Source organism: Acinetobacter soli (assembly GCF_000760595.1).
In the GTDB taxonomy this organism is placed as follows: Bacteria; Pseudomonadota; Gammaproteobacteria; order Pseudomonadales; family Moraxellaceae; genus Acinetobacter; species Acinetobacter soli.
Genome location: NZ_BBNM01000002.1, coordinates 322,028 through 346,106 on the forward strand (window position 1 = coordinate 322,028; position 24,079 = coordinate 346,106).

A 24,079-nucleotide genomic window follows, 5' to 3' on the forward strand; every position below is an offset into this window, starting at 1 on the left:
AAAAACAAGGGAAATAACAGTTATTTATTTAGCGGATTATTCTAATCCTAAAGCACACGCAACGAAAAGCTTATTTCACGTGTTTGCAACATAAAGCATGGTGTTTTTTGGTTGTTCTACAGCAAAAAATATATTAACTGAATAAAAATCAAAATAATCATTTTTAGAATTATCTAATGTCCTTGCAGACACTGGCCGACAAGGACATAGCGTGATTTATTTTTTACTGTGGACGACCTGCTTCAAGCACATCAAACAACATATCGGCGATTGAAGTACCAAACTGCGCATCGATCTCGCGGATACAGGTTGGACTGGTCACATTAATTTCCGTGACGTAATTTCCAATAACATCGAGCCCGACAAAGACCAAGCCTTTTTCACGTAAAAATGGCCCCACTTTGGCTGCAATTTTTTTGTCATTTTCCGTGAGTGGACGTGCCTCACCTAAACCACCAGCAGCCAAATTCCCTCGCACTTCTCCATTTTGCGGAATGCGCGCTAAACAGTACGGCACTGGCTCACCATTGATCATCAATATTCGTTTATCGCCATCTACAATTTCAGGGATATAGCGTTGCGCCATGATCGGACGCGTTCCCATTTCTGTGAGCATTTCCAAAGTTGAGCCAATATTCTGCCCGCCTTGATGCAGGCGGAAAATTCCCATCCCGCCCATCCCGTCGAGCGGTTTAACAATCACATCACTGTGCGTTTGAATGAACTCACGGATTAAGCTCTGCTGCGATGTTACCAGTGTCGGCACTTGTAGCTCTGGAAACTGCGTGGCAAAGAGTTTTTCGTTACAGTCACGCAGGGACTGCGGTTTATTGATGATCCACACCCCTTCACGCTCCGCCTGCTCCAAAATGTAGGTGGTATAGACAAAGTTCATGTCAAACGGCGGATCTTTACGCATCAAGATCACATCGTAGTCGGCTAGCGACTGTTTCTGCTTCTCGCCCAGTTCGTAATAGTGCTGGTAATCTTCAAATACGCTGAGAGGTGCAATCAGACCACAGGCCTTACCTTGATCGATATATAAGTCGTGCTGTAATGCATATCCCAATTGATGACCTCGTCGGCTCGCTGCCCACAGCATGGCCATAGTGGAATCTTTTTTAAGATTCACCGTTTCAATCGGATCCATTACGACAAGTACACGCATAATCTGACGCTCATCTGTTGAGTTGTGGCAAAAGTATAGCGAATTTTTTATCTCACGCCGAACAGCAGCATAAAACAACACAGACCACAAAAAAAGGCAAAGATCCGAAATCTTTGCCTTTTCAACTATAGCGGAGGAAACTGTGACTTTCAATGTTGATGAAAGGCCGATTAAAAATCGCTTTCTTCATACATGTGAGACATGCGTTTTTGTTTGGTATTCAAATAATCTTGATTGAAGATATTCAGTCCGACTGTTAATCGCACACGATCAACCACATTGATTCCTAAATCTTGTAGTGCTTTTATTTTTAAAGGATTATTGGTAATTAACTTGACTTCTTCTACCTTGAGATGACCCAACATAATCGAGCACATATCATAGCGACGCGCATCGGCAGGAAGGTTGAGCAATAAATTCGCATCAACTGTATCATGCCCCTGATCTTGCAATGCATAGGCGCGAATTTTATTGGTTAAGCCAATGCCACGCCCTTCCTGACGCAAATACAGAATCACACCTTGCCCTGCATCATGAATCATCTTCATCGTGGCATGCAATTGAGGACCACAATCACACTTGAGTGAGCCGAAAGCATCCCCCGTTAAACACTCTGAGTGAATGCGCACCAACACGGGTTGTCCAGAGAGATCCGCACCGCCTTTACTCAGCGCCACATGTTCTTCGCCCGTTTTGGGATCTTGAAACACATGAATGTCGAAATCACCATAAGCGGTCGGTAATTTTGATTTTGCAACGAATTCTATAGCCATGAGTTTATCCGCTTGTAAAAAACCAATGAGATCAAACCCGGATACATCATCATGAATGATAAGATCAGGCGCTTTGAATAGCTTCTATGAAGCGACAAATCTAGATCCGAATTTAATAAGAAAAAGGCCCACTGGATTCAAAAGGTTAGTGAGTTTTTGCCGCAATATATGCAATAAAAAAGTGCTACAGCCACTGGTACATCATCATTTTCGATTTTAGGGTAACGACAGTACAGTGAATTTTTTGTGAACGCATCCAAGCGTTCGATGATAGTGATTTGTTTAGTCAGATCGGTATCAGCGTGTAGAAAATCTTACACTGTTTACTTTTTACCCATAACCCATGTGAATTTGACGTGAAGACTTACATTTAAATGACCAATTTACATCGATCAAAAATAATTCTTTTATTTACAAAATTTGATCACAACTCTAACTTAAGAATAGTAAATCGTTCACGATTTATACAGGACACAATTAGAACACAGCGGAATAACAAATGCGACTGGGGAACTTGATTACTCATTCCTTGTACCTTGTTTAACCACTCCAAACAGTGCTGGAAATAAAACTCATGAAAAAAAGTATATTGGCATTGGCACTTGCATCGGCAAGCTGCCTTTTGATTACAGGATGCAACTCAGACTCCGATAGCGATGATAACGTATCATCAAGTGCTACAGGAGATACCATCATATTAACTGCAGATGGCTCCATTGCCTCTGTAAACCGCGACACGCCAGATCAGATTGTATCATCGAAAAAAATCTCCATGCTGCAAGCCAACGATCAGCTTGTGGGGATCGATTATCGTCCGAAAGATGAAAAGCTTTATGCCGTTGGCTTACAAGGTAATTTGTATACCGTCGATCCGAGTACTGGTGCAGCGACTTTCTTAAGAAAGTTAACGGCTGACCCGACAGATACCACTGACGGTAATGCGCCTTTTACTAAAATTAATGGCGATACAGAACTGATTACAGTCAATTTTAACCCCGTGGCCGATCGTTTACGTGTCATCACCAATACAGGGCAAAATCTGCGCATCAACGTCGACACTGGTGCGACGATTACAGACCTCGATATCAACCCGACCACCAGCAGTCCAGTCATTGTTGCCGCTGCCTATACCAATGCATTTGCAGGCACCGCGACCACACGCTTATTTAGTATCGACCAGACCACCGACAGTATTTATTTACAAAACGCCAATGCGGGTACGCTAGGAACTTCTGCACGACTTGCAGAAGGACTGGATTTCCAAGGTGGCAGCGGTTTTGATATCGATCCAGTGAGTAACGTTGGCTATGCGGCCTTAAAAGCGGCAGGAAGCTATAAACTGTATCAAATTAATGTCGGGAATGTAGGCACCAGTAACCCTGCCGTATTTAATAGTGCGGCGCTAGCCAGCAGCTTCAATACTTCAGGCATTCGCGGACTGGCACTCAAACGCGCCAAAGATACCACCGCAACAGGTATTGGCTTAAATGCCAACAATAAGCTGGTGGTGTTCTCGTTGAGCACACCAAATAGCGTCCAAGAGCGTTCAATTAGTGGCGTACAGGTCGATGAGAAATTTATTGGTATCGATTACCGACTACGCACCACCACCGATAAGTCTGGCGTATTGTACGGTCTGACCAACAAAGCCAATCTCTATACCATCAATACCGATACAGGCGTCGCCACTTTGGTAACCCCTCTTAAGCCTGCTACGGGTAGTAGTTACGCCGGCTTACAAGGAACCTCTTTTGCAGTGGACTTTAACCCTGCGGCGGATCGCTTACGTGTGATCAGTAACACTGGACAAAGCCTGCGTATTAATGTCGATACGGGCGAAACCATTAAAGATGGTGACATTAATGGCATTGCGGGTGCAATTGTCACAGCAGCGGCGTATACCAACAGCTTCAAAACTGCAATCAGTGGTGTAGCAACCGAACTGTTTGATCTTGATCAAACCAATCAAACGCTGGTCAAACAAGACCCGCCAAACAACGGTACGATTAACCGAATTGGTGGGCTAGGAATTAGCTTGGGCACCGACAACGGCTTTGATATTGCAGGTGGTGATAACGGTCTGGCACTGGCAACAGTGGCAGGAAGCACTGGGCCTTCTGTGCTTTATCGAGTTGATATCAATACCACAACCACCAGCGATACCCGCGCACGCGCAGCAGTCAGCGTTGATGGTACGCCAAATGTGGCAGCATCGACTATTGGTACGTCAAGCACAGCGCCATTGATTGATCTGGCAATTTTGTTGAAGTAAAAAATACGCATGGGCAGATTTGCTTTGAATGAGTGAATCTGCCCCCTAAGCGTAGAGTTATTTCTTAATTCTTTCCTCAACCGCACGACGATCTATAAGTGCTTATCTTGGCTGACATTAAAAAACATTATTCAGCATGAAAAGCAATCACCAGGTTTTTCAAGAAACATATCCTTTTAAAAGTGATTCACATTCATTAAATTGACACTGAGTGGATTTAGCTTAAAGCACCTATAACTTATTACTGGGGGCTTTATTCATGCACGCATATTCTCGTCAATTGAGTCGCTTGTGCCTAATCTGTAGCTTAAGTTTTCTATTCATCAGTTGTAAAAATAGCAACTCTCAAAGTAGCACCTCAATCTCTCCCTCTACAGCCAATTCGATCAGTGGGCTACGCTTGATTGGCGACTATAACATTGCTGCCCAAACTCAGTTTAATGGGGTTGAATTTGGAGGAATTTCTGGAATTGATCGCGACAGTGAAGGTCATTATTGGGCGATCTCGGACGATCGTGGTGAAGTCGCGAATCCTCGTGCCTATGTTTTAGATATTGCACTAGATGCCAACCAAATATCATCCATTACCATCAATAAAATGATTTATCTACATGATGAAAATAATCAATTGCATCCGATAGGCCGTAAAACTATCGATCCGGAATCGATACGAATGGCTCAAAATGGTCATGTTTATATCTCAAGTGAAGGAAATTATTCCAGCAACAGCACCGATCTGTACCAACCTTTTATCCGTGAATATAGCTTAAATGGCTCAATTATTAGACAATTTAATATTCCAAAAGCTTTTTATTATCAAGATAATCTGACGCAAGGTGGACGCAGTAATAAATTATTTGAAGCACTGACCTTAACACCCAAAGGACAATTATTTGCTGCGACAGAAGATGCCTTAATTCAAGATGGACCAATGACCAGCATCAACAATGGTAGCGTCATTCGGTTTTTAAAATTTGATATCAACACAGGACAAAACACAGCGCAATACGCTTATGATATCCCCAAAATTCCGGTAGACAGCCCACCAGAGACCTTTCGACCAGACAATGGTGTTTCAGAAATGCTGGCATTAAGTGAAAATGAATTTTTGGTGATTGAACGTGCATATGCCGATTTGGTAGGCAATACGATTCGAATTGTGAAGGCAACGATTCAGCCAAACACAACTGATGTGCGTCAAATTTCAAGTTTAGTCAATGCACAATACCAATCTATATCTAAGCAAACACTTCTTGAACTTCCGATTCAATACAACTCTATTAAAATTGAAAATATTGAGGGCATCAGTTGGGGGCCTACATTGGCCAATGGGCATCGTACACTCATTTTAGTTTCAGACAATAACTTCCAAAATCAAAAAAATACCCAGTTTTTAGCTTTTGAAGTATTGCCTTAAATCAAATGATGCATATCTCTGAAATAAAACGATAACAGCTTAAGTATGGATCGAGATACTGCACTCAGATGCTGGAATCATCTCGCTTGCTTTAGTGACACGACACTGTATCTTGAAACAGTTAATCGAATAGAGCACATATAACATGCAACTTTATCGCTATTTAACCGGTCCAGACGATGCCCAGTTTTGTGCAAGAGTCAGCAAAGCCTTGAATCAGGGCTGGACATTATACGGCGCACCGACCATGACATTTAACGGCACTCAGGTCATTGTAGGGCAAGCCATTACCAAAGAAGTGGATGCCGCTTACGAACCAGAAGCAGATATGCTTGAAACGCTCAAACAACATGCCTAAATTAAAAATGCCTGTCTCGTGACAGGCATTTTTTATATTTAAATCTGTTTTTAAACGGTCATTTACGCCAGCGTTGTTTCACCTACATGATGATAGGCACGGTTGAAATAAACCAAACCTTGCTCATGATGCTGCTGACGAATTGCCACAATCGGACAAATAAAAATGGTGTGTGTGCCCACTTGCTGAATTTGCTCGATTTCACAATCAAAGCTGACCAATGCATCATTTAAAACCGGCGAACCTGTTTCCAGCTCAATCCATTCGCCATATTGAAAGCGTTCTTCAGGACTAAGCTTCGATGCAAACACTGTCGAGAGCTGCTCATGCTGAGCACCGAGTACATTCACACTCAGGATTTTATTTTTGAGAAAATGCGCATGAGAGCTAGCAGACTGATTCATGCAAACCAATAAAGTAGGTGGTGTATCGGTCACGCTACACACCGCAGATGCAGTAAATCCGTAGCGCCCTGACATGCCCGCTGTGGTCACAACGCTGACCGCACTGGATAATAACGACATTGCGTTTCGAAAGTCTGTTGCTGCAACCATTCCCATCTTCCTCAATTGAATCCTGTGCCCAACAGGCACAGGTCACCGACTGAATTTACTGATTCACCCCAAGGCATTTATATCCCCAGGATGATTAAAACGCTTAGGCTGAAAGTTCACGGCGAATAATTTCGGCACCTGCACTCAGGGCCTGTAATTTACCGCGTGCAACGTGACGTGCGAGTGGAGTCATACCGCAGTTGGTCGATGGATACAACTTATCTGCATCAACAAACTGTAAAGCTTTACGCAAGGTATCTGCCACTTCTTCTGGTGTTTCAACCGTATTGGTTGCAACATCAATTGCACCCACCATGACTTTTTTACCACGGATCAGTTCAATCAGATCCATAGGTACACGTGAATTGTGACATTCAAGTGAGATAATGTCGATCTTTGACTGCTGTAGCTTTGGAAAGGCTTCTTCATACTGACGCCATTCTGAACCAAGCGTTTTCTTCCAGTCTGTATTGGCTTTAATGCCATAACCATAGCAGATATGTACTGCTGTTTCGCATTTAAGACCTTCAAGCGCACGCTCAAGTGTGGCAACGCCCCAGTCATTGACTTCATCAAAGAATACGTTAAATGCTGGTTCATCGAACTGGATGATGTCTACACCCGCTGCTTCTAATTCTAACGCTTCTTGGTTCAGAATTTTAGCAAATTCCCACGCCAACTTTTCACGGCTCTTATAGTGCGCATCAAATAGGGTATCGATCATGGTCATTGGGCCAGGCAGTGCCCATTTAATTGGTTGTGTGGTTTGCTGACGCAGAAACTTGGCATCTTCAACAAACACAGATTTCTGGCGTGAAACTGCGCCGACAACCGTTGGTACGCTGGCATCGTAACGGTTACGAATTCGAACCGTTTCACGCTTTTCAAAATCTACGCCATCAAGATGCTCAATAAAGGTGGTCACGAAATGCTGACGCGTTTGTTCACCATCACTGACGATATCAATACCAGCATGTAGCTGCTCTTGCAAAGACACAAGCAATGCGTCACGTTTGCCTTGTACTAGATCATCGCCTTCGAGTTTCCACGGTGACCAAAGTTTTTCAGGTTCTGCAATCCAAGACGGTTTTGGTAAGCTGCCAGCAGTTGATGTCGGTAATACACGTTTCATAATCAATAATCTTCTATCTTAAGTTAAACAGCAGCACAATTTTTTTCAGCGTAAGTCTTTTTATCCGAATGACCTGTTTCTGTGTAAGTTGCAGCCCATTGCGTCAAAATATCTTGGTACGGTTTGATGAAGTGTTCTTCTGTCCACTTGCCTTGTTTGATTGCCAACTGACTACGCTCTTCGCGGTCATACACAATGCGTGTCAATGAGAAATCTTGGTGCTTTAAGCTTGGTTGATAAATTTTTCCAGCGGCTGAGTTGGCATTGTAAATTTCTGGACGATAAATCTTCTGGAAACTTTCCATGGTGCTGATGGTCGCAATCAGCTCAAGATCGGTATAATCACGCAGCAAGTCACCTTGGAAATAAAATGCCAGTGGTGCCACGCTATTTTTTGGCATGAAATAACGGACTTTTAGACCCATTTTGGCAAAATATTCATCGGTCAATGAATAAGCTTCTTGTTGATATTCCACACCGAGTACAGGATGCTCATTGGTTGTACGGTGATAAGTCTTGGTGTTCGATACGCTTAAACAAATTACAGGCTGCTTGGCAAAGTTCTGCTTGTAGGCTGCTGAGTTGACGAACGACTTAAAGATTTTACCGTGTAAATCGCCATAGTTTTCTGGAATGCTGAACTTTGCCTGATTTTTATTATGTTCCAAGAGCAAAACGCTAAAATCGTAATCCCGAACATACGAAGAAAAATTATTGCCCACAATACCATCTATACGCTGATTGGTTTGATAATCGATGATTGTGGTTTTTAAAATTTCAATCGTTGGAAATGTTTCACCGTTGCCTTCAACATCAATCCCGACCGAAATAATATCGAGTTCTAAGGCGTAACGATCACCATTTGGATTATCCCACTGGGCAAGATCATTGAAACGATTATTGATCATCGTCAATGTATTACGCAGATTCTCTTCACGAGCTTCGCCTCTGGCTAAATTCGCAAAATTAGTTGTAATGCGCGTATTGTCGGCTGGACGATAATTTTCGTCAAAACGAATACTCTTAATCGAAAATTCAAACGCTTTACTCATGGTGATCTGCCCCTATTCTCTATGCAGACAGTTATACCCGAAGCCTTAGATGAATAAAAATGATTTAGTTTCACAGCAAACTGAGTAAAATTCATGTTTAACCCAATAGCCCCATAAATAAAGGCATTCAGCGATTGGCTAAAATGAATCTAAGGATTCAATGGACGTTTTTAATGGTGATTTATTCTGCAATCTTGATATTAATGACATTTCAGCGCACGCGATGGAATCGCAAATAAAAAAAGGAAGCCGATGCTTCCTTTTTTGATTACTCAATATTAAATGCCGTATTTCAAACGGTAATCTTCCATTTTGGCTAACGCTTGAGTTTCACCTTTGGCTTCAAGATAATTCATTAAATCTTTCATGGTGATCAAGGCATGAACCGGGATCTCAAGCTCTTTTTGAACTTCCTGAATGGCAGATAATTGGCCCTGACCACGCTCTTGACGATCGAGTGCCACCAGCACGCCTGCAATGGTTGCCCCTGCATTTTTTAAAATGGTGACCACTTCACGAATGGCCGTGCCTGCGGTAATTACATCATCGATAATCCAGACCTTTTTACCTTCAACCGCAGCGCCGACCAGCACACCACCTTCACCATGATCTTTGGCTTCTTTACGGTTAAAGCCCCACGGCACACTTTTACCATGCACTTGCGATAATGCCACCGCTGTTGCGGCAACAAACGGAATACCTTTATAGGCAGGGCCAAAAATGACATCGACATGCTGACATTGCATCAATTGATCGGCATAGCCTTGCGCCAGTAGCGACAATGCTTCACCATCGTTTAACAAACCTGCGTTAAAAAAATACGGACTGACACGTCCTGATTTTAAGGTAAACTCACCAAATTTAAGCACACCGCGTGATAACGCGAGTTCGATAAAGGCTTGCGGGTTAAAAGACGATGGCGTTGTCATAGGTGCTCCAGATTCATCAATTGAGGTCAAACTTGCGCATGATACCAAAGGATCAGTATCCAAGTGATGTAAAAATTCTACGAGTCGTTTCAATCAACGTAAATGGCTTACGTGCATCGGTCACTAAAGGCCTACTCGAATGGTTAGAAAAGTCCGAGGCAGACGTGGTATGTATGCAAGAAAGCCGCATCACGCATGCCCAATGGACCGACAAATTTAAACCCGAAGGCTGGTATACGCACCTGTTTCCTGCCGAACGTGCAGGCTATGCAGGTACCGCAATTTATAGCCGTATTCCCTTTCGCGCTGTTCAGGACGGTTTGGGCTTTGAACTGGCTGATTCTCAAGGTCGCTTTATTGCTGCCGAGTTTGATTTGGGCCTCGAACAGCCAGCCTATGTATGCTCCTTGTATCTTCCTTCTGGATCTTCTGGCGATGAAGCACAGGCGCGTAAAGATGTGTTTTTAGAGCAATACGCCCAGATCTTAAAGCAATGGCGCGATGAAAATAAATCGATCATCGTATGTGGTGATTACAACATCGTGCACAAGCGTATCGATATTAAAAACTGGTCGGGCAATCAAAAGTCGTCGGGCTGTTTACCGCACGAACGTGCATGGCTCGATCATATTTATGATGAACTCGGTTATGTCGATACTTTTCGTGAGGTTCGCCCTGAAGCAGAGCTGTACTCGTGGTGGTCAAACCGTGGTCAGGCGCGTGCTAAAAATGTAGGGTGGCGAATTGACTATCATGCGTGTTCCCCAGACTGGAAATCCCGTACCGTCAATGCTTGGGTATATAAAGATGAATGGTTTAGCGACCATGCACCGGTCATTGTGGATTATAAAATTAGCTAATTTAGTGTACATATGTACACTGAATAAACGTCAAAAACCTACATTTGTTGTGGAAATTTAGTATTTTTATTTCATAGGTTTAAGCGCATTATACACACACGGCACAGGGACATGTCAGGATGACAAAGGGATAGGACGCCGTAGGACGAATACGATAACCGGATGGTTATTTCAAGGATGTGACATTGGACGTTGAAATGAGACCCGCATGATCAGGATGATTAAATGCGGGTTTTCTCTATTTAAATATCCAATTTTATTTTTATATCTTCATACTTCTTTTAAATCTATTTAAACACTGTCATGTGTCAATCTTATGACATTTTCAAACTTTCATCTGCATCTTGTTTGTCTGTATTTCTGCAAAGGTTATTCCACGTGATTACAGATTGGCGTTGCACTGGTGCTTTTTAAGATTTTTAGATAGGCTTAAGCGCTTGTGATGAGAAAAGTTGATGATCATGCTGGAAATTTACGGAATTAAAAATTGTAGTTCAATGAAAAAAGCGTTTGATGCACTCGATGCCAACGGCTTGCGTTACACATTTCACGATTATAAAAAGCAAGGTATTGATGCCGAAACCCTCGGTGTGTGGCTAGAAAACATCGGCCCAGAGCTTCTAGTGAATAAAAAAGGCACCACATGGCGCAAACTCAGCCCAGAACAACAACAAGCAGCACTTTCTGATACTGCCACACTGATTCAAACTCTGATTGAGCAGCCAAGTATCATTAAACGTCCGGTTCTCAAAACAGATTCTGGTTTTGTCGTTGGCTTCGATGCCGATACATATGCGGCATTAAAGGGCTAAACCGTTCAAAGCAAACAGCCGAATGACTCATTCGGCTGTTAATACAAATTTATGACTTCATATACTTAGCTTACACGAACCCATGTCTGGTTACGCCCAAGTGCAGAAATACCGATGTAGCCACGTAAGTTCAGCTTTTTCCCGCCTTCGGCAATCTCACCTTTGAGTCGGTAAGTTTTACCAGTTTTTGGGTCCATGATATTCCCACCGTCATAACTGGTGCCGCCAGTATTCTTCAGGTTGTGAACAATGGTCACGCCTTTAAGCGGTTTATTTTTGTATGGGCCTTCACACTCAGTACAGCCATTTTCTTGGCCTGGTGTAAGCACATTCTGGATGGTACCCGATAAGGTGCCATTTTTTTGCTCGGTAAATTTGACAATCGCTTTGGGTTGGTTGGTTTTATCATCAATGGTTTTCCATACCGTACCATTGAGCGGATCAGCCGCATTTGCCAAAACCGTTGCGCCTAACAATCCTAATGCCAATGCTATTTTTTTCATTTTTGTCCAATATCCTTGTAGTCTTAACCGACAGTTATAGTATTAAAAACTCACAACAATAATGCAATTTTTGTATGTGACTATTTAGTGTAGCCTTGTTAATCGCAGGGGAAAAAACATATACATTGCGAATAAACTGTAAAAATCTGCAACACCACTATAGGTTGTAAATTATGTGGAAACAATATTTTACCGAAACAATTTTAAAAACCACGATACGAACACCAAGCCGTTTTAGCTTGCCACCCACAACGCTGCGAATTGCACTTGAGCAAATGTGCCGGATTTTTCCCGTGAATAAAACCGTGACCGTGCGTTCAGTGCGCTTGGCGGGCGTTCGTGCCGAGGAAATCAAACCGCAATCATCTTCGACACAGCTTATTTTTCATATTCACGGCGGTGCCTTTTTTCTGGGAAGCTTAAATACCCACCGTGCCTTTATGACCGATCTGGCAGCGCGCACCCAGATGCAAATTCTGCATGTCGATTATCCACTTTCTCCAGAGGCGCGTTTTCCAGAAGCATTAGATGCTTTATACGATATTTACCATATCTTGCTCGATCAAGGTGTTTTGGCCAAAGATATCATCTTGTCTGGCGATTCTTGTGGTGCAAATCTGGCGCTCGCTCTGGCGCTGCGTTTAAAAGATAATCAGGATCCTTTACCAAGTGGCCTGATTTTAATGTCACCATTTTTAGATCTGACATTGAGTAGTGAATCACTGCGCCTAAATAAAAAGCACGATGCCTTACTCTCAATTGAAGCACTTGAAGCTGGCATTGAATACTATATTGGCTCACGTGTAGCACGTGATGATCCGCGCGTTTCGCCGCTTTTTGCAGATCTGTCAGGTTTGCCACCAACCTTGGTTCAGGTGGGGTCAAAAGAAATCTTGCTTGATGATGCCAAGCGCTTTCGCGATTATGCAAAAGCTGCGCATGTAAAAGTTGATTTCAAACTCTATACCGGCATGTGGCATAACTTCCATATGTTTAATGCATGGTTTGATGATGCCAAACAGGCTATTTCAGATCTTGCCGTATTTGCTCATCAACTTGATCGTGATTAAATGCAAGCTGGCATTTTGCCAGCGGCATTTCAAAAATAATAAGAAGAAATATCTGATACATCATAATAAATGCTATCTTAAATTCTGAAATCTAATAGAAGTCATGGATAATTTGGCATGACAAAAACAAATTCTAGACTTTGGTCTTTCATTTTTAGCATGTATATGAAGAATCCTATTATTAATTGGACGGTTCTTGAAAAATGCAAACTCATCATCCTGCTGTCATCTGGCATGATTTTGAGCTGGATTATCTGGAAGCTTTTTGTACTGCTACATCCAGAGCTATGGAAATATGTAAATATTAGATTAATCAAAATTGACATGTGGGTCTGCAGCCTCACATTGACTCTTTTAATTTTCTTGATGTATCTGTGTCATTATCATGCACATAGAATCTGGATCCAGAAAGTTATTCCTATTGTCACTATTTATCTGTTTGCGCTGATCCTATACCATGGGAGCTATATGACGGGTTCTTTAAGCCCCGCCACCGCAGTAGGGTATATCAGTACAGTGGTCATTGGTTTAATTTTATTTGACCGCTGGCTCATTTATATTACCTTGATTCCAGCGACCTTATTACTGCTCATAACTGGCTATCTAAGCCTGAAGCAATACATTCCCTATGCACCAGTTTTTAATATCGCTGCCCTAAAACCATCACCTGCACAGCATAACTTTTGGGTGGGTAGTATGGTGTTTTTTTCAGTGCCTATCCTGATTGGCTTTTTTGGTTTATTTGAAATTTTACTTTCTCAATGGCGCGAGCGTGAATATGAAATCAAGCGTCTCAGTCAACTAGATTTTCTGACCAATCTTTTAAATCGTCGTAGCATTAACGAGGCGCTCAATACATTACAGCATGATCACACCCCCCAAAGCTATGCCATTATTTTGCTGGATGTCGATCACTTTAAGCGTATTAATGATCAGTATGGACATCACACTGGTGATCAAGTGCTCATTGCAATCGCTGAATGCCTGCGCCAACACTCACGCCAGCAAGACAAAATTGGACGCTTTGGTGGCGAGGAATTTATTGTACTGTTGCCGCAAACCTCGCTTCGCGCAGCACGACAGGTTGCAGAGCGTTATAGACTCGCACTAGAAACGCTGATCATTTCGCCCTCTAAACATCTGCATATTCAGGTCAGTGCCAGCTTTGGTGTCGCAAGTTGCAACGAGGCTGAGGATAGCTCGCAAATTTTAACTCAAGCCGATCAGGCGCTTTATTTGGCCAAAGCCTGTGGTCGAAATCAAGTCAAAAGCTACACGGGGGATATCCAGCAATTTGCACATCATTGATGTGTATTAACGCTGCGCTTCAAAAGCATGAACCTGTTGCAAAAGTTCATTTTTACTAAAGGCACCAGTCAATCTAAGGCCGCGAATTTCTTTATGCTGACGATCTAAAAACACATAAGTGGGTGGCCCTAAAATTTCCCATTGATTCAGCAATTGCTGATGAGAGGCATCATAACGGCTTAAATCCAGCTTGATCAGATAATACGGCTGAAGAGCGGTCTGTACCTCGGCATCTTTTAAAATACGATGCTCGATCGGCTGACACGCCACACACCAGTCGGCATACACATCAATAATCACGGCTTGATTGGCAGGCGCATTTTGCAAGAGCTTCTGAAAGTCTTCAGCCGTATTTGCCACATGCCATGTATTGCTTGAGGCCTGTGTATCGGTGAGCCAACGCTGCGTATGTTGATACTGATCATAGGCGACAAACGGAATCACCAGCAGCAACAGCACCATATACAGCCACTTTAACTGGTCGCGATACTTTACGAGTCGATACACCGCGTAGATGATAAATCCGAGGCCTAACACTAAACTCAACAGCTGAATGATGACATCTGGTAACAAGGGACGAATAAAGTAGATCGCCAGCGCCAGCATAATAAAGGCAAAGATCACCTTGATCTGGTTCATCCAGTCGCCGGCTTTTGGCAAAATTTTGGTGCCTAAAAAGGTGGCAATTAACAGCGGAATGCCCATACCAAAGCCTAGACAGAACAGCAACAACGCGCCGCGAAGCTGGTCTTGGGTTTGGGCAATAAAGAGTAAGGTGCCGGCCAACGGTGCCGTCATGCAAGGCCCCACCAACAGGGCAGAAATAATGCCCATCACGGCTGCCCCCACAAGGGTACCGCCTTGTTGTACCGATTGAATCCGATCTAACTTGTTGGTCAGTGCTTGTGGTAATTTCAGCTCAAACAAGCCAAATAAATTTAAGGCAAACACCACAAACAACAGGCTAAAACCAATAATGGTGGCCGGTTGCTGTAACCAGCGCTGAAAATTCAGACCCGCAGAAGATGCAATCAATCCCAGTACTGCATACACAGCCGCCATACTTACCACAAAGGTCAATGCCACAGCCCATGCTTTGAGACCCTTACTTTCGCGCACAATCAAGGAGGTCAAAATTGGCAACATCGGTAGTGAACATGGTGTAAATGCAAGTAAGGCCCCCAAGCCCATAAACAACAAAACGGTATAGCCGAGTGAATGCTGTTCAAGTTGCGATGTCCATGCCTGATCTTGTGCCACTGGCGCTGTGCTTGTGAGTTTGGTTGGTGTGGCCGTATCTGCTGCTGTGGCGGTGGTTTCATTTTTTGCAGATGAAAGTCCTGCAAGATCGGTCAGGCGTTTGGGTGCATTCGCAGTTGTATTTTGCGCATTGATCAGACCATCAGCATCGGTTTCAAAATCGAAGGTCTGTGGAGGGTAGCAAATCCGGTCTTTGGCACAGCCCTGCCACGTCACTTGATAGTGCTGTGAAGGTTGAGTGCGAATCGAAAAATGCACCTGATCATAATAAACTTTGGTGTGACCAAAGTTGTCATCGAACTGGTCAATCGCCTTCGGTAGTTTCAAGCTGAGCGGTTGATTACCTTGGCGTACCTCAAATTTGTGCTGGTATAAATAATAATTTGGCTGAATATTCCATGACAATTCAGCCTGATCTTGAGAGGTCGATTCGACATTAAACGAAAATGCCTGCTCGGGAGACAGTAATCCTTCAGCAGCCTGCGCATGTTGCACAAGCATAAAGATCAAGACAATCCATGCACCCAAGCTCGCGGCAATGCTGTTTTGTAGTCGAATCGACATCTGCATAAATATTTTTACACCTTAGATTTAAAACAGGTAAGACACACCAAAACCACCGGTGTAACCGCGATCATTACCATTGAGCTGCACACCAACGCTGGCATCAAACTGGGTACGATCATTCAGTGCATAAATCACACCGGTACCTAGACCATATTCATAATCTTGACTTTCGGCTTTACGATACACAAACTCGGAAAACCCTGACCATTTGCCCCCAAACTTATAGCCCAGTGTCGGTACTGCAGTGACCGCCCAGTTGCTGTTTTGAACTTCGTAAAACATGCTGATCGAAGTTTCAAGTAAGTCACTGTAATCGTAGGCAACGGTCGAGCCTAGGCTATAAATATCATCATGTGCAGAAAACTCGTCATTGCCTGTAGCAATCACGGCCTGAGCCAATACTGCCATCGTGAGTCGGTCATCGTTCAGATCAATGGCTTTTTTCAAACCCACACTGATATCGCCCAAACCATGGGTTTCATTTTTAACGCCTGCACGTTTGTACTGCGACCAAAATGGCCCCTGCCAGCCCAATTGCAATTCTAAATCTTGCGTCAAACCGGTTCGTAAAAGCACGTCCCCATTGACGGTGGTCACGCGTTCTTTAGCCCCATCGACATTGGCTTCGGTGTAAGAGACCGATGGAAGTCCCTGCTCCCATGCCAATTTCCCCACTGGCGTTATACCAGTCCCAAAGCCGGTTCCGGGACGATCAAATGAAAATTCAGCCGCAAAACTACTAATGCTGGCCGTTGTACCCAATATAAAAACCAATGTTTGTAATTTTTTCATCGTTTTACCCTGTGTTTTAAGTCAATTCTTTTGACATTTTGGCGCCATGTTGACGCAGTAACTCCAATGTCTGTTTTTCTTCTGTTAATGCTTCAGACCAGTCAATTTCGTCGTAGTCACAATCAAAAAATAAATCACTGATCGATGACAAGATCGTCAGACCTTCTTCATCACGCGTATTCGGATCAACCTTCTCTTCAAGCAGACGCTGTACCACCGGGACACACGCTGAGCTTGCCGCATCCCATAGCGGACCATAGAGCTCCTCTGCATCCCACAAATGTAGATTGGCTTTGGCCTGAATCAGTTCTTCTAAAATATCAAGATGCACTTGAAGCTGTTGCTTCTTTTGCTCTTCAGTGAGTGGTTCACCCGATTCATAGGCTTCGCATACATTTTCCCACCACTGAAACAAGCCGTCACACAGAATCGAAATTGGCGGGCCTTTTTCAAGATCGATGAAATTCGGATCGAGACCTGATGCTAACAGGCGTTTAACCTGTTCAAGGTCTAATTCTTCGATGGCCTGAACAAAGGCTTTTTGTTGGTCTGTTAACATGAGCATCTCACAAAGCTAAAGAGTATAAAAAAAGGTTTGCTGTTATTTTTTCATTTATTAGATACGAATTAAAGCATACTCAGAAAAATACTACTGTTGAATCGTGTAGTCGTCCAATCATACCTGTAAATTGTGATGACATAAAAAAAGCCCTTTCGGGCTTTTTTTGATGACTGACTTATTCTTCGTCAGCAAATTCAACTCGACCACCACGTGTCGGCTCAAGTTTTTCAAAGGTATGTTCAAGATTACGTTTCAGTTTATCAATCGCACCATGAATTGATAGATCGACATTTCTTGCTTTATGGCTCACCGCAATTGGCTTTAAACCTGCCGGGCGCGCTTCGATTAAACAGCGAATGTCTTCATCACCACGTTTTTCACCGTTTTCATCGCTCAGATGAACCGAAAAATGGGTAATGCGTTCTGAATGACGTTGAAATTCTTTAGAAAGTTCTGCACGAACATAATCAATTAAACGTTCACTACTTTGGATGTGTTTATCTGTGCGGATTTCAATATTCATAATCCCATCCTCTTTATATCTGTAATTCTATATAACAATCTATGCAAAACTTAATTGGCACGTTTTGAGCATGCTTTAATTTGGTGCTGTTGTATATCAACATTGTGTAATGGCTTGTTATCTCCTTTTATCCATCTGTGAGATGTTGTTTTTGGGTCTTTGAAGATCTTCTCTAACTTCAATATCCGTCTATACTCAAAAATATGCAAGCTGATTTTTTTATTTTTTTCGTCATTTTGATCAAAAAGGATGCATGATTGTGACCGCGTCGTATTTAAGAGGCCAAGACCTCATCGAGCAACTGAACACTACCCCCTACTCTCGCGACTTAATCGGTTATCATGGCCAGCCACCGCATGCCAACTGGCCCAATCAAGCCAAAATTGCCGTCCAGTTCGTACTCAACTACGAAGAAGGCGGTGAAAACCATATTGAGCATGGCGATGCCGGTTCAGAGCAGTTTTTATCAGACATTATTGGTGCAGCAAGCTTCCCGTCCAAACATATGTCGATGGATTCGATGTACGAATATGGTGCACGTGCAGGCTTTTGGCGGATTCATCAGGAATTTCAAAAACGTGGCCTACCCATGACCATTTTTGGTGTGGGTATGGCTTTGGCGCGTCATCCGCATATTGTAGACGCGATTAAAAACAGTCCTTACGATGTGGTTTCTCATGGGCAGCGCTGGATTCATTATCAAGATATGGATCTTGAGACTGAGCGCATGTATATGGATCAGGCACTCTCTGTATTAGAAGCGCTCTTTGGCGAAACACCCATCGGTTGGTATACCGGACGCGATAGCCCCAATACGCGTCAGCTCTTGGCGGAGTTCCCACAGATTCAATACGATTGTGACTATTATGGCGATGATCTGCCGTTTTGGACCACGCTGACCCAACCCGATGGCAGCACCCGACCGCACTTAATTATCCCTTACACGCTTGAATCGAACGACATGAAATTCTGCTCACCGGGTGGCTTTAACAGTGGCGAGCAGTTTTTTCAGTATCTCAAAGATGCCTTTGATGTGCTCTATGCCGAAGGTGAAACTGCACCAAAAATGCTCTCTATCGGCATGCATTGCCGCATTTTAGGTCGTCCTGGACGCTTCAAGGCATTACAACGCTTTTTAGATTATGTGCAGTCACATGATCGAGTGTGGATCTGTCGCCGTAACGATATCGCCAAACACTGGTATACGCAGCATCCTTATCAGGCACCTTAAAGCGCCTGAAAACATATCTAAATAGACATCATCATTAAATAGATATCTCCATTATTTCGCTTTGGAGATATCTATTCCCAGTGGCATTGTAATTGCTCCATAATCAGGAAGTACCTTTTTGCATATGGATGAAAACAGTGCGTTTTTCTGAATTTAATGCTGCGCCGATCGACGATGCAAAGACCGTGTTGCATGCATGTGTACATATTCCATCATGGACTCAGACACTAAGCCAACAGCGTCCCTATTCATCTCGTGATGAGCTACTGAGCACCGCGGCAAATCAAGCCGAACGCTGGACGTGGCAAGATATTGAAGCAGCGCTGGCGACGCATCCGCGTATCGGTGAAAAGAAAGCCAAGCAAGCGTTGACTGAGCGCGAAGCTGCATTTTCTGATGCAGAGCAATCGGGGGTAAAGCAAGATGAAACCACGCAACGCGCACTTTTTGAAGGCAATATGGCCTATGAAGAAAAGTTTGGTTTTATTTTCTTGATCAAAGCCGCAGGTTTGAGCAGTGACCAAATGCTCAGTGCATTGAACCAGCGTTTGTCGCATGATATCGACACCGAAAAACAAATCGTGCATGAACAGCTTGCAGCGATTGCCCTTTTAAGACTTTCTCAAGGAATTGAGCCATGATCAGCACGCATATTTTAGATACGCATCTGGGTAAACCCGCGCAAAATGTAGATGTCCGTCTCTACGATGCCACCACACGCACGCTGCTGGGCCAAGGCCGCACCGACCAAGATGGCCGTTTAAAAGCATTTGGTTTAACGCAAATAAGCGCTGGCGCCTATTTACTCGAATATGATGTAGCCCATTATTTTGCACAGAAACAGCTCAAGACTTTTTTCCCCAATGTATTGATTCAATTCAATATTGAAAACCCAGAAGAGCATTATCATGTGCCACTTTTAATTAGTCCTTTTGCTTACTCGACCTATCGTGGCAGCTAATACAACGCCTTTTTGCGATACGCTCGTTTATCAGTGCCATCATCGCGAGGAACACCTTTAAAACCAGATTATTGCAAAGCCAAGGGACTGGCTTTGTATAAACTGCCGAGTTTTAGTGAAAGTTTAAATTCTGCTTTTATTTTAGCCCCGGCGCGCTATTATTGACGCGCTTTTATGGGGATAAAAATTATGAAGCTGACGCAACTGGCCTGTGCCGCATTGATGATGACTGGCAGCGCCGCACTATATGCGAAACCGATCTGGCAAGATTTTAGTGTGACAGGACTTTACGGGGAAAATTACGAAGTGGTGGATAAAAAGGAAACCACCATTACGCTTGAATATGCAGCCAAAGTGAAATATGCCGATGTGTTCTTTTTTATGGATCGCATGCGTGGCAGCGACGATTATAAAAGTACTTACTTCGAGCTATCACCTCGTTTTAGCTTAGGTGAAATTACTGGGCATTCCTTTGCCTATGGGCCAATCAAAGATGTGTTGGTGTCGACCACATGGGAAAGCAACAGTGCCAATGGCAATAACTTTGACAACTTCCTTTACGGCTTTGCGGTCGATTTCAACGTGCCGTACTTTCAGTATTTTGCACTGAACTTTTACCGTGCCAACAACGAAAAAACCGACGATGACTACCAGATGACAGCGGTCTATGCGCTGCCATTTAAAGTTGCGCAGGAAGAGTTCTTGGTAGACGGATTCATGGACTGGTCAACCGCTGAAGGCGATCATGCCAGCGAATTAAACTGGACCACGCAGTACAAATGGAACGTGGGCAAACATATTTCACCAGACACACGTTTGTATTTAGGTATTGAGCATTCCATCTGGAATAACAAATTTGGCTTAAAAGGTTTCGACGAGCATAACGTCAGTGCCTTGGTCAAATACCACTTCTAAAATATCAACATCGGGATACGCCATGTATCCCGATGCCAACTCATCTAAACCTCTAAAGACTTTAATCCAGCGGATTTCCCACAATATTGCCAATAATGCCATTCATAATGTGCAACCCTTTTTCCTGACGCAATTCTGCATACCATGCATGGGTCACAGCTTCATCTTTCATATGCGTCACATCACAGCGTTTACGGGCCCGAAGTACCATTTCATTGGCGCGTTGGTTGCGCTTCTCCTGATAACGTTTCAGCGCGTCTTCTATACTTAAAGTATTGATTTGCAGTGAACGTGCCAGATAAATCGCATCTTCCATCGCCTGACAGCCACCTTGCCCGATATCCGGCGTGGTACTGTGCGCAGCATCGCCTACTAAAACCACGCGACCTTTGTAGAATTGTGCAAACGGCTCGATATCACAAATTTCGACCCGATTGGTTTTTTGCGGATCTAAGCGCTCAATCAGGGTTTGTACTTGCGGACACCAGCCTGAGAAATATCCTTTTAATTGCTCTTTATAAGTAGATCTGTCATTTTCCAGACCCGCAGCTAATGGCACATCTAAAAAGAAATAAAAGCGACCATTGGCCACAGGCATGAGTGAAGCACGTTTACCTTCGCCCACATAGGTGGTCCAATGATGTGGACCAGCCAAATCTTCAGAAATCTCGACCAGACCGTTCCAGTTGACATAACCGGCATAACGGCGCTCGACCTGCTCACCCAAAACGTAAGCACGAGTAATTGAATGCGTTCCATCAGCGCCCACCAGTATATCGGCATGCGTGCTGCTACCATCGGCAAAGTGGATTTCGACCCCTTGTTCAACTTCTTTCAAGGACATCATGCGCTTACCCAAATGAATATCATCGTGTCCAAATTCATCCATTAGCATGGCTTGCAATTCGGCACGAGAAACCGGATAAGGGCGCTGACCCACCTCTTCAATTAAAGGCTGCAAACTGAATTCGGTCATGACTTCGCTGCTCAGACCATCCACATAAGCCAGATGATCCATCTGCCCGCCGAGTCGCGCAATTTTATCGGCCAAACCGAGATAATTCAGGCATTTGACGCCATTGGACCAGAGGGAAATGGCAGCACCAACCGGAAGAATTTGCTCCGCTTGCTCATAAATGCGGACTTGGTGACCAAACTTTTTTAAGGCAATACCTGTCGTTAAGCCGCCCATACCTGCACCAATAATGACCACATTCATGTGTTACTCCTTATTTTTACGACACTTTTATCTTATATTGTCTTAAGCCAAATCCATGCCACGTGTAGGGAAATGCACCAGATTATTAGAATTGGCATATACCCTGCATAACAAAGCACGATGATGATGCATTTTTGTGTCATTCTGAGTTAAAAAGACACATCAACTTACGTCAAGTTGATCTTGATTAATTACTTATAACGGAAATATACAATGGCCACGCTTCTTGCACCAGCATTTGAACTCCCATCAGCACTACATTCGCTAACCAATCTGGCAGATACCAGAATTGGCGCTCAAATTGTTGAATGTTCAGATGATTTTTTTGCTGAGGCAAAGCGGATGCTGCAATTTGAAGCACCAATCTTTGTCGAAGACAAGTTTGACGACAACGGAAAATGGATGGATGGATGGGAAACTCGTCGTAAACGTCATGCTGGTTATGATTGGTGCATTGTGAAACTTGGTGTTGCAGGCACGATTCAGGCTGTCGATATTGACACCACTTTTTTTACCGGCAATTATCCGGCATCTGCCTCATTAGAGGGCTGCTATGCACCAAATGGAGACACTGCACACGCAAAGTGGCAACCACTTTTGGGCAATTCGATTTTAGGGCCAAGCCAGCATCATGTTTTTGATGTGAATCAAGACGGTATTTTCACGCATATTCGACTGAATATTTTTCCAGATGGTGGTGTAGCACGTTTACGTGTCTATGGTGAGGTCCAGATTCAGACCACAGATACAGACCAAACCTTAGATTTACTGGCGTTACAAAACGGTGGCCGCGTCATTGCCTATAGCGACGCACATTTTGGTCATCCGCGTAATTTGATTAATCCGGGCCGTGGTGTAAACATGGGTGATGGCTGGGAAACCAAACGTCGCCGTGCACCAGGATTTGACTGGTGTGTACTGGCACTGGGCAAAGCAGGAAAAATCGACAAAATTGAGATCGATACGGCACACTTTAAAGGGAATTACCCTGCGCAAGTATCAATCCAAGCTATTTATATTGAAAATGCAACCGACCCACAGTTAATTCCGCAAAGCATGTTCTGGCCATTCCTTCTAGAAGCGCAAGATATGCAGATGGATCATATCCATGCGTATATCAATGAAATTTTGGCACACGAAAAAATTTCTCATATTCGCGTGAATATGATTCCAGATGGTGGCATTAGCCGTATTCGTCTATGGGGCAAACTGGTCTAAACCGAGAATTCATTATGCCGCAACGAAACATTCAGATTCAGCCACTCACTGTTGAAAACTTTCAGGCCTTTGGCGAGGTGATCAGCTGTACAGGGCATGCCTTTTTTCACATCAATGATGCGCATACCGAGCGCTATCATGCCATTGTTGAAACGGAAATTCAGGGTGATGCCAAAGCTGGTATTAGTATTTTTCGAAATATCAAAGCCACTGCTGTGCCATTTCAGATCGAGATGCTTGAGCGACATCCTGCGGGTTCGCAAGCATTTATTCCGATGCAGGGTCAGAAGTTTCTGATTGTGGTCGCCTTGGCCTCAAAGACGCATCCCGATCAACCAGATCTTGATCAGATTCATGCGTTTGTGTCTGATGGCAGTCAGGGGGTGAATTATCGTGCTGGCACATGGCATCATCCATTACTGACACTTGAAGCACCCAGCGACTTTGCCGTGATTGATCGGATTGGTACAGGCCACAATTGTGATGTGTATCGATTTGAGCAACCGGTTTGCATCCAAGAAATGATATAAAGTTTCGCTACGCATTGGCCCCGATTCGTCGGGGCTTTTGATTTTATATTGCGCTAAACTTCGCTAACATAGCGTGTATGACATGAAAACAGA

General features: G+C 43.6%; 25 protein-coding genes. 13 read left to right on the forward strand and 12 right to left on the reverse strand.

Features of this window, described 5'->3' with window-relative positions; all coding sequences use genetic code 11:
• Positions 1-223: 223 nt before the first annotated feature.
• Entirely contained in the window at positions 224-1,168 is a 945-nt protein-coding gene (gene gshB / locus Aso01_RS03850) for a glutathione synthase (RefSeq protein WP_004933893.1), read from the reverse strand.
• Positions 1,169-1,338: 170 nt separating this feature from the next.
• On the reverse strand, positions 1,339-1,941 hold the full coding sequence (gene ribA, locus Aso01_RS03855; protein ID WP_004933891.1) for a GTP cyclohydrolase II: 603 nt from the start codon (positions 1,939-1,941) through the stop codon (positions 1,339-1,341).
• A gap of 574 nt (positions 1,942-2,515) precedes the next feature.
• Here ribA and Aso01_RS03860 point away from each other — a divergent pair.
• From Aso01_RS03860 to Aso01_RS03870, 3 genes are all read left to right on the forward strand, one after another.
• Positions 2,516-4,213 carry a DUF4394 domain-containing protein gene (locus Aso01_RS03860; protein ID WP_004933888.1) on the forward strand — a complete coding sequence of 566 codons (1,698 nt, stop codon included), beginning with the start codon at positions 2,516-2,518 and terminating at the stop codon, positions 4,211-4,213.
• A 259-nt stretch (positions 4,214-4,472) separates the two neighbouring features.
• A complete protein-coding gene (locus Aso01_RS03865; protein WP_004933886.1) occupies positions 4,473-5,630 on the forward strand; it encodes an esterase-like activity of phytase family protein in 1,158 nt (385 codons plus the stop codon).
• Positions 5,631-5,775: 145 nt separating this feature from the next.
• On the forward strand, positions 5,776-5,988 hold the full coding sequence (locus Aso01_RS03870) for a DUF1737 domain-containing protein (RefSeq protein ID WP_004933879.1): 213 nt from the start codon (positions 5,776-5,778) through the stop codon (positions 5,986-5,988).
• A 62-nt stretch (positions 5,989-6,050) separates the two neighbouring features.
• On the opposite strand, the gene Aso01_RS03875 is transcribed toward Aso01_RS03870, so the two are convergent.
• The 4 genes from Aso01_RS03875 to pyrE form a co-directional block, all read right to left on the reverse strand.
• On the reverse strand, positions 6,051-6,542 hold the full coding sequence (locus Aso01_RS03875; RefSeq protein ID WP_004933877.1) for a flavin reductase: 492 nt from the start codon (positions 6,540-6,542) through the stop codon (positions 6,051-6,053).
• A gap of 103 nt (positions 6,543-6,645) precedes the next feature.
• On the reverse strand, positions 6,646-7,674 hold the full coding sequence (locus Aso01_RS03880) for a methionine synthase (protein WP_004933875.1): 1,029 nt from the start codon (positions 7,672-7,674) through the stop codon (positions 6,646-6,648).
• Between the two features lie 23 nt (positions 7,675-7,697).
• Positions 7,698-8,726, reverse strand: coding sequence for a DUF1852 domain-containing protein (locus Aso01_RS03885; protein WP_004933869.1), 1,029 nt, complete (start codon positions 8,724-8,726; stop codon positions 7,698-7,700).
• Between the two features lie 278 nt (positions 8,727-9,004).
• Complete coding sequence (gene pyrE / locus Aso01_RS03890; protein ID WP_004933866.1) at positions 9,005-9,655, reverse strand: orotate phosphoribosyltransferase; 651 nt, start codon at positions 9,653-9,655, stop codon at positions 9,005-9,007.
• A gap of 38 nt (positions 9,656-9,693) precedes the next feature.
• Between pyrE and Aso01_RS03895 the strand changes: the two genes are divergently transcribed.
• Both Aso01_RS03895 and Aso01_RS03900 read left to right on the forward strand, forming a co-directional pair.
• Entirely contained in the window at positions 9,694-10,515 is an 822-nt protein-coding gene (locus Aso01_RS03895; RefSeq protein ID WP_004933863.1) for an exodeoxyribonuclease III, read from the forward strand.
• 461 nt (positions 10,516-10,976) lie between these two features.
• Positions 10,977-11,327, forward strand: coding sequence for an arsenate reductase (locus tag Aso01_RS03900; RefSeq protein ID WP_039909803.1), 351 nt, complete (start codon positions 10,977-10,979; stop codon positions 11,325-11,327).
• 65 nt (positions 11,328-11,392) lie between these two features.
• On the opposite strand, the gene Aso01_RS03905 is transcribed toward Aso01_RS03900, so the two are convergent.
• Positions 11,393-11,830, reverse strand: a complete 438-nt coding sequence (locus Aso01_RS03905) for a DUF2147 domain-containing protein (protein ID WP_004933856.1) — start codon at positions 11,828-11,830, stop codon at positions 11,393-11,395.
• Between the two features lie 173 nt (positions 11,831-12,003).
• Between Aso01_RS03905 and Aso01_RS03910 the strand changes: the two genes are divergently transcribed.
• Both Aso01_RS03910 and Aso01_RS03915 read left to right on the forward strand, forming a co-directional pair.
• The gene (locus tag Aso01_RS03910; protein WP_004933853.1) at positions 12,004-12,900 is read left to right on the forward strand and encodes an alpha/beta hydrolase; all 897 of its coding nucleotides are present in this window, start codon (positions 12,004-12,006) and stop codon (positions 12,898-12,900) included.
• Positions 12,901-13,017: 117 nt separating this feature from the next.
• Positions 13,018-14,208 (forward strand): GGDEF domain-containing protein, encoded by a 1,191-nt coding sequence (locus tag Aso01_RS03915; protein WP_004933850.1) that lies wholly within the window; start codon positions 13,018-13,020, stop codon positions 14,206-14,208.
• 6 nt (positions 14,209-14,214) lie between these two features.
• On the opposite strand, the gene dsbD is transcribed toward Aso01_RS03915, so the two are convergent.
• The 4 genes from dsbD to Aso01_RS03935 form a co-directional block, all read right to left on the reverse strand.
• The gene (dsbD, locus tag Aso01_RS03920; RefSeq protein WP_004933847.1) at positions 14,215-16,038 is read right to left on the reverse strand and encodes a protein-disulfide reductase DsbD; all 1,824 of its coding nucleotides are present in this window, start codon (positions 16,036-16,038) and stop codon (positions 14,215-14,217) included.
• Positions 16,039-16,059: 21 nt separating this feature from the next.
• Positions 16,060-16,827, reverse strand: a complete 768-nt coding sequence (locus Aso01_RS03925) for a transporter (protein ID WP_004933844.1) — start codon at positions 16,825-16,827, stop codon at positions 16,060-16,062.
• 16 nt (positions 16,828-16,843) lie between these two features.
• Positions 16,844-17,386 carry an ankyrin repeat domain-containing protein gene (locus Aso01_RS03930; RefSeq protein WP_004933840.1) on the reverse strand — a complete coding sequence of 181 codons (543 nt, stop codon included), beginning with the start codon at positions 17,384-17,386 and terminating at the stop codon, positions 16,844-16,846.
• Positions 17,387-17,564: 178 nt separating this feature from the next.
• Positions 17,565-17,912, reverse strand: a complete 348-nt coding sequence (locus Aso01_RS03935; RefSeq protein WP_004933837.1) for an HPF/RaiA family ribosome-associated protein — start codon at positions 17,910-17,912, stop codon at positions 17,565-17,567.
• Between the two features lie 259 nt (positions 17,913-18,171).
• Here Aso01_RS03935 and puuE point away from each other — a divergent pair, with 259 nt between their 5' ends.
• From puuE to Aso01_RS03955, 4 genes are all read left to right on the forward strand, one after another.
• Positions 18,172-19,143, forward strand: a complete 972-nt coding sequence (gene puuE, locus Aso01_RS03940) for an allantoinase PuuE (protein ID WP_004933834.1) — start codon at positions 18,172-18,174, stop codon at positions 19,141-19,143.
• Between the two features lie 137 nt (positions 19,144-19,280).
• Positions 19,281-19,784 carry a 2-oxo-4-hydroxy-4-carboxy-5-ureidoimidazoline decarboxylase gene (gene uraD / locus Aso01_RS03945; RefSeq protein WP_171063719.1) on the forward strand — a complete coding sequence of 168 codons (504 nt, stop codon included), beginning with the start codon at positions 19,281-19,283 and terminating at the stop codon, positions 19,782-19,784.
• Entirely contained in the window at positions 19,781-20,104 is a 324-nt protein-coding gene (uraH, locus tag Aso01_RS03950; RefSeq protein ID WP_004933828.1) for a hydroxyisourate hydrolase, read from the forward strand. Before uraD ends, uraH begins: the two co-directional genes overlap by 4 nt.
• Before the next feature lie 189 nt (positions 20,105-20,293).
• Positions 20,294-21,019 (forward strand): outer membrane protein OmpK, encoded by a 726-nt coding sequence (locus tag Aso01_RS03955; RefSeq protein ID WP_004933826.1) that lies wholly within the window; start codon positions 20,294-20,296, stop codon positions 21,017-21,019.
• Positions 21,020-21,080: 61 nt separating this feature from the next.
• Here Aso01_RS03955 and hpxO read toward each other — a convergent pair whose 3' ends face one another.
• Positions 21,081-22,238 (reverse strand): FAD-dependent urate hydroxylase HpxO, encoded by a 1,158-nt coding sequence (gene hpxO, locus Aso01_RS03960; RefSeq protein ID WP_004933820.1) that lies wholly within the window; start codon positions 22,236-22,238, stop codon positions 21,081-21,083.
• A 213-nt stretch (positions 22,239-22,451) separates the two neighbouring features.
• Here hpxO and alc point away from each other — a divergent pair, with 213 nt between their 5' ends.
• Together alc and Aso01_RS03970 are read left to right on the forward strand one after the other, a co-directional pair.
• Complete coding sequence (gene alc / locus Aso01_RS03965) at positions 22,452-23,456, forward strand: allantoicase (protein WP_004933818.1); 1,005 nt, start codon at positions 22,452-22,454, stop codon at positions 23,454-23,456.
• A gap of 14 nt (positions 23,457-23,470) precedes the next feature.
• Positions 23,471-23,986, forward strand: a complete 516-nt coding sequence (locus Aso01_RS03970; RefSeq protein ID WP_004933816.1) for an ureidoglycolate lyase — start codon at positions 23,471-23,473, stop codon at positions 23,984-23,986.
• The last annotated feature ends 93 nt before the right edge of the window (positions 23,987-24,079 follow it).

Excerpts from the sequence above, each read along its gene's own strand:
- gshB (WP_004933893.1), bottom strand. The coding sequence starts at position 1,168 with ATGCGTGTACTTGTCGTAATGGATCCGATTGAAACGGTGAATCTTAAA.
- ribA (WP_004933891.1), bottom strand. The coding sequence starts at position 1,941 with ATGGCTATAGAATTCGTTGCAAAATCAAAATTACCGACCGCTTATGGT.
- Aso01_RS03860 (WP_004933888.1), top strand. The coding sequence starts at position 2,516 with ATGAAAAAAAGTATATTGGCATTGGCACTTGCATCGGCAAGCTGCCTT.
- Aso01_RS03865 (WP_004933886.1), top strand. The coding sequence starts at position 4,473 with ATGCACGCATATTCTCGTCAATTGAGTCGCTTGTGCCTAATCTGTAGC.
- Aso01_RS03870 (WP_004933879.1), top strand. The coding sequence starts at position 5,776 with ATGCAACTTTATCGCTATTTAACCGGTCCAGACGATGCCCAGTTTTGT.
- Aso01_RS03875 (WP_004933877.1), bottom strand. The coding sequence starts at position 6,542 with ATGGTTGCAGCAACAGACTTTCGAAACGCAATGTCGTTATTATCCAGT.
- Aso01_RS03880 (WP_004933875.1), bottom strand. The coding sequence starts at position 7,674 with ATGAAACGTGTATTACCGACATCAACTGCTGGCAGCTTACCAAAACCG.
- Aso01_RS03885 (WP_004933869.1), bottom strand. The coding sequence starts at position 8,726 with ATGAGTAAAGCGTTTGAATTTTCGATTAAGAGTATTCGTTTTGACGAA.
- pyrE (WP_004933866.1), bottom strand. The coding sequence starts at position 9,655 with ATGACAACGCCATCGTCTTTTAACCCGCAAGCCTTTATCGAACTCGCG.
- Aso01_RS03895 (WP_004933863.1), top strand. The coding sequence starts at position 9,694 with ATGATACCAAAGGATCAGTATCCAAGTGATGTAAAAATTCTACGAGTC.
- Aso01_RS03900 (WP_039909803.1), top strand. The coding sequence starts at position 10,977 with ATGCTGGAAATTTACGGAATTAAAAATTGTAGTTCAATGAAAAAAGCG.
- Aso01_RS03905 (WP_004933856.1), bottom strand. The coding sequence starts at position 11,830 with ATGAAAAAAATAGCATTGGCATTAGGATTGTTAGGCGCAACGGTTTTG.
- Aso01_RS03910 (WP_004933853.1), top strand. The coding sequence starts at position 12,004 with ATGTGGAAACAATATTTTACCGAAACAATTTTAAAAACCACGATACGA.
- Aso01_RS03915 (WP_004933850.1), top strand. The coding sequence starts at position 13,018 with ATGACAAAAACAAATTCTAGACTTTGGTCTTTCATTTTTAGCATGTAT.
- dsbD (WP_004933847.1), bottom strand. The coding sequence starts at position 16,038 with ATGCAGATGTCGATTCGACTACAAAACAGCATTGCCGCGAGCTTGGGT.
- Aso01_RS03925 (WP_004933844.1), bottom strand. The coding sequence starts at position 16,827 with ATGAAAAAATTACAAACATTGGTTTTTATATTGGGTACAACGGCCAGC.
- Aso01_RS03930 (WP_004933840.1), bottom strand. The coding sequence starts at position 17,386 with ATGTTAACAGACCAACAAAAAGCCTTTGTTCAGGCCATCGAAGAATTA.
- Aso01_RS03935 (WP_004933837.1), bottom strand. The coding sequence starts at position 17,912 with ATGAATATTGAAATCCGCACAGATAAACACATCCAAAGTAGTGAACGT.
- uraH (WP_004933828.1), top strand. The coding sequence starts at position 19,781 with ATGATCAGCACGCATATTTTAGATACGCATCTGGGTAAACCCGCGCAA.
- Aso01_RS03955 (WP_004933826.1), top strand. The coding sequence starts at position 20,294 with ATGAAGCTGACGCAACTGGCCTGTGCCGCATTGATGATGACTGGCAGC.
- hpxO (WP_004933820.1), bottom strand. The coding sequence starts at position 22,238 with ATGAATGTGGTCATTATTGGTGCAGGTATGGGCGGCTTAACGACAGGT.
- alc (WP_004933818.1), top strand. The coding sequence starts at position 22,452 with ATGGCCACGCTTCTTGCACCAGCATTTGAACTCCCATCAGCACTACAT.
- Aso01_RS03970 (WP_004933816.1), top strand. The coding sequence starts at position 23,471 with ATGCCGCAACGAAACATTCAGATTCAGCCACTCACTGTTGAAAACTTT.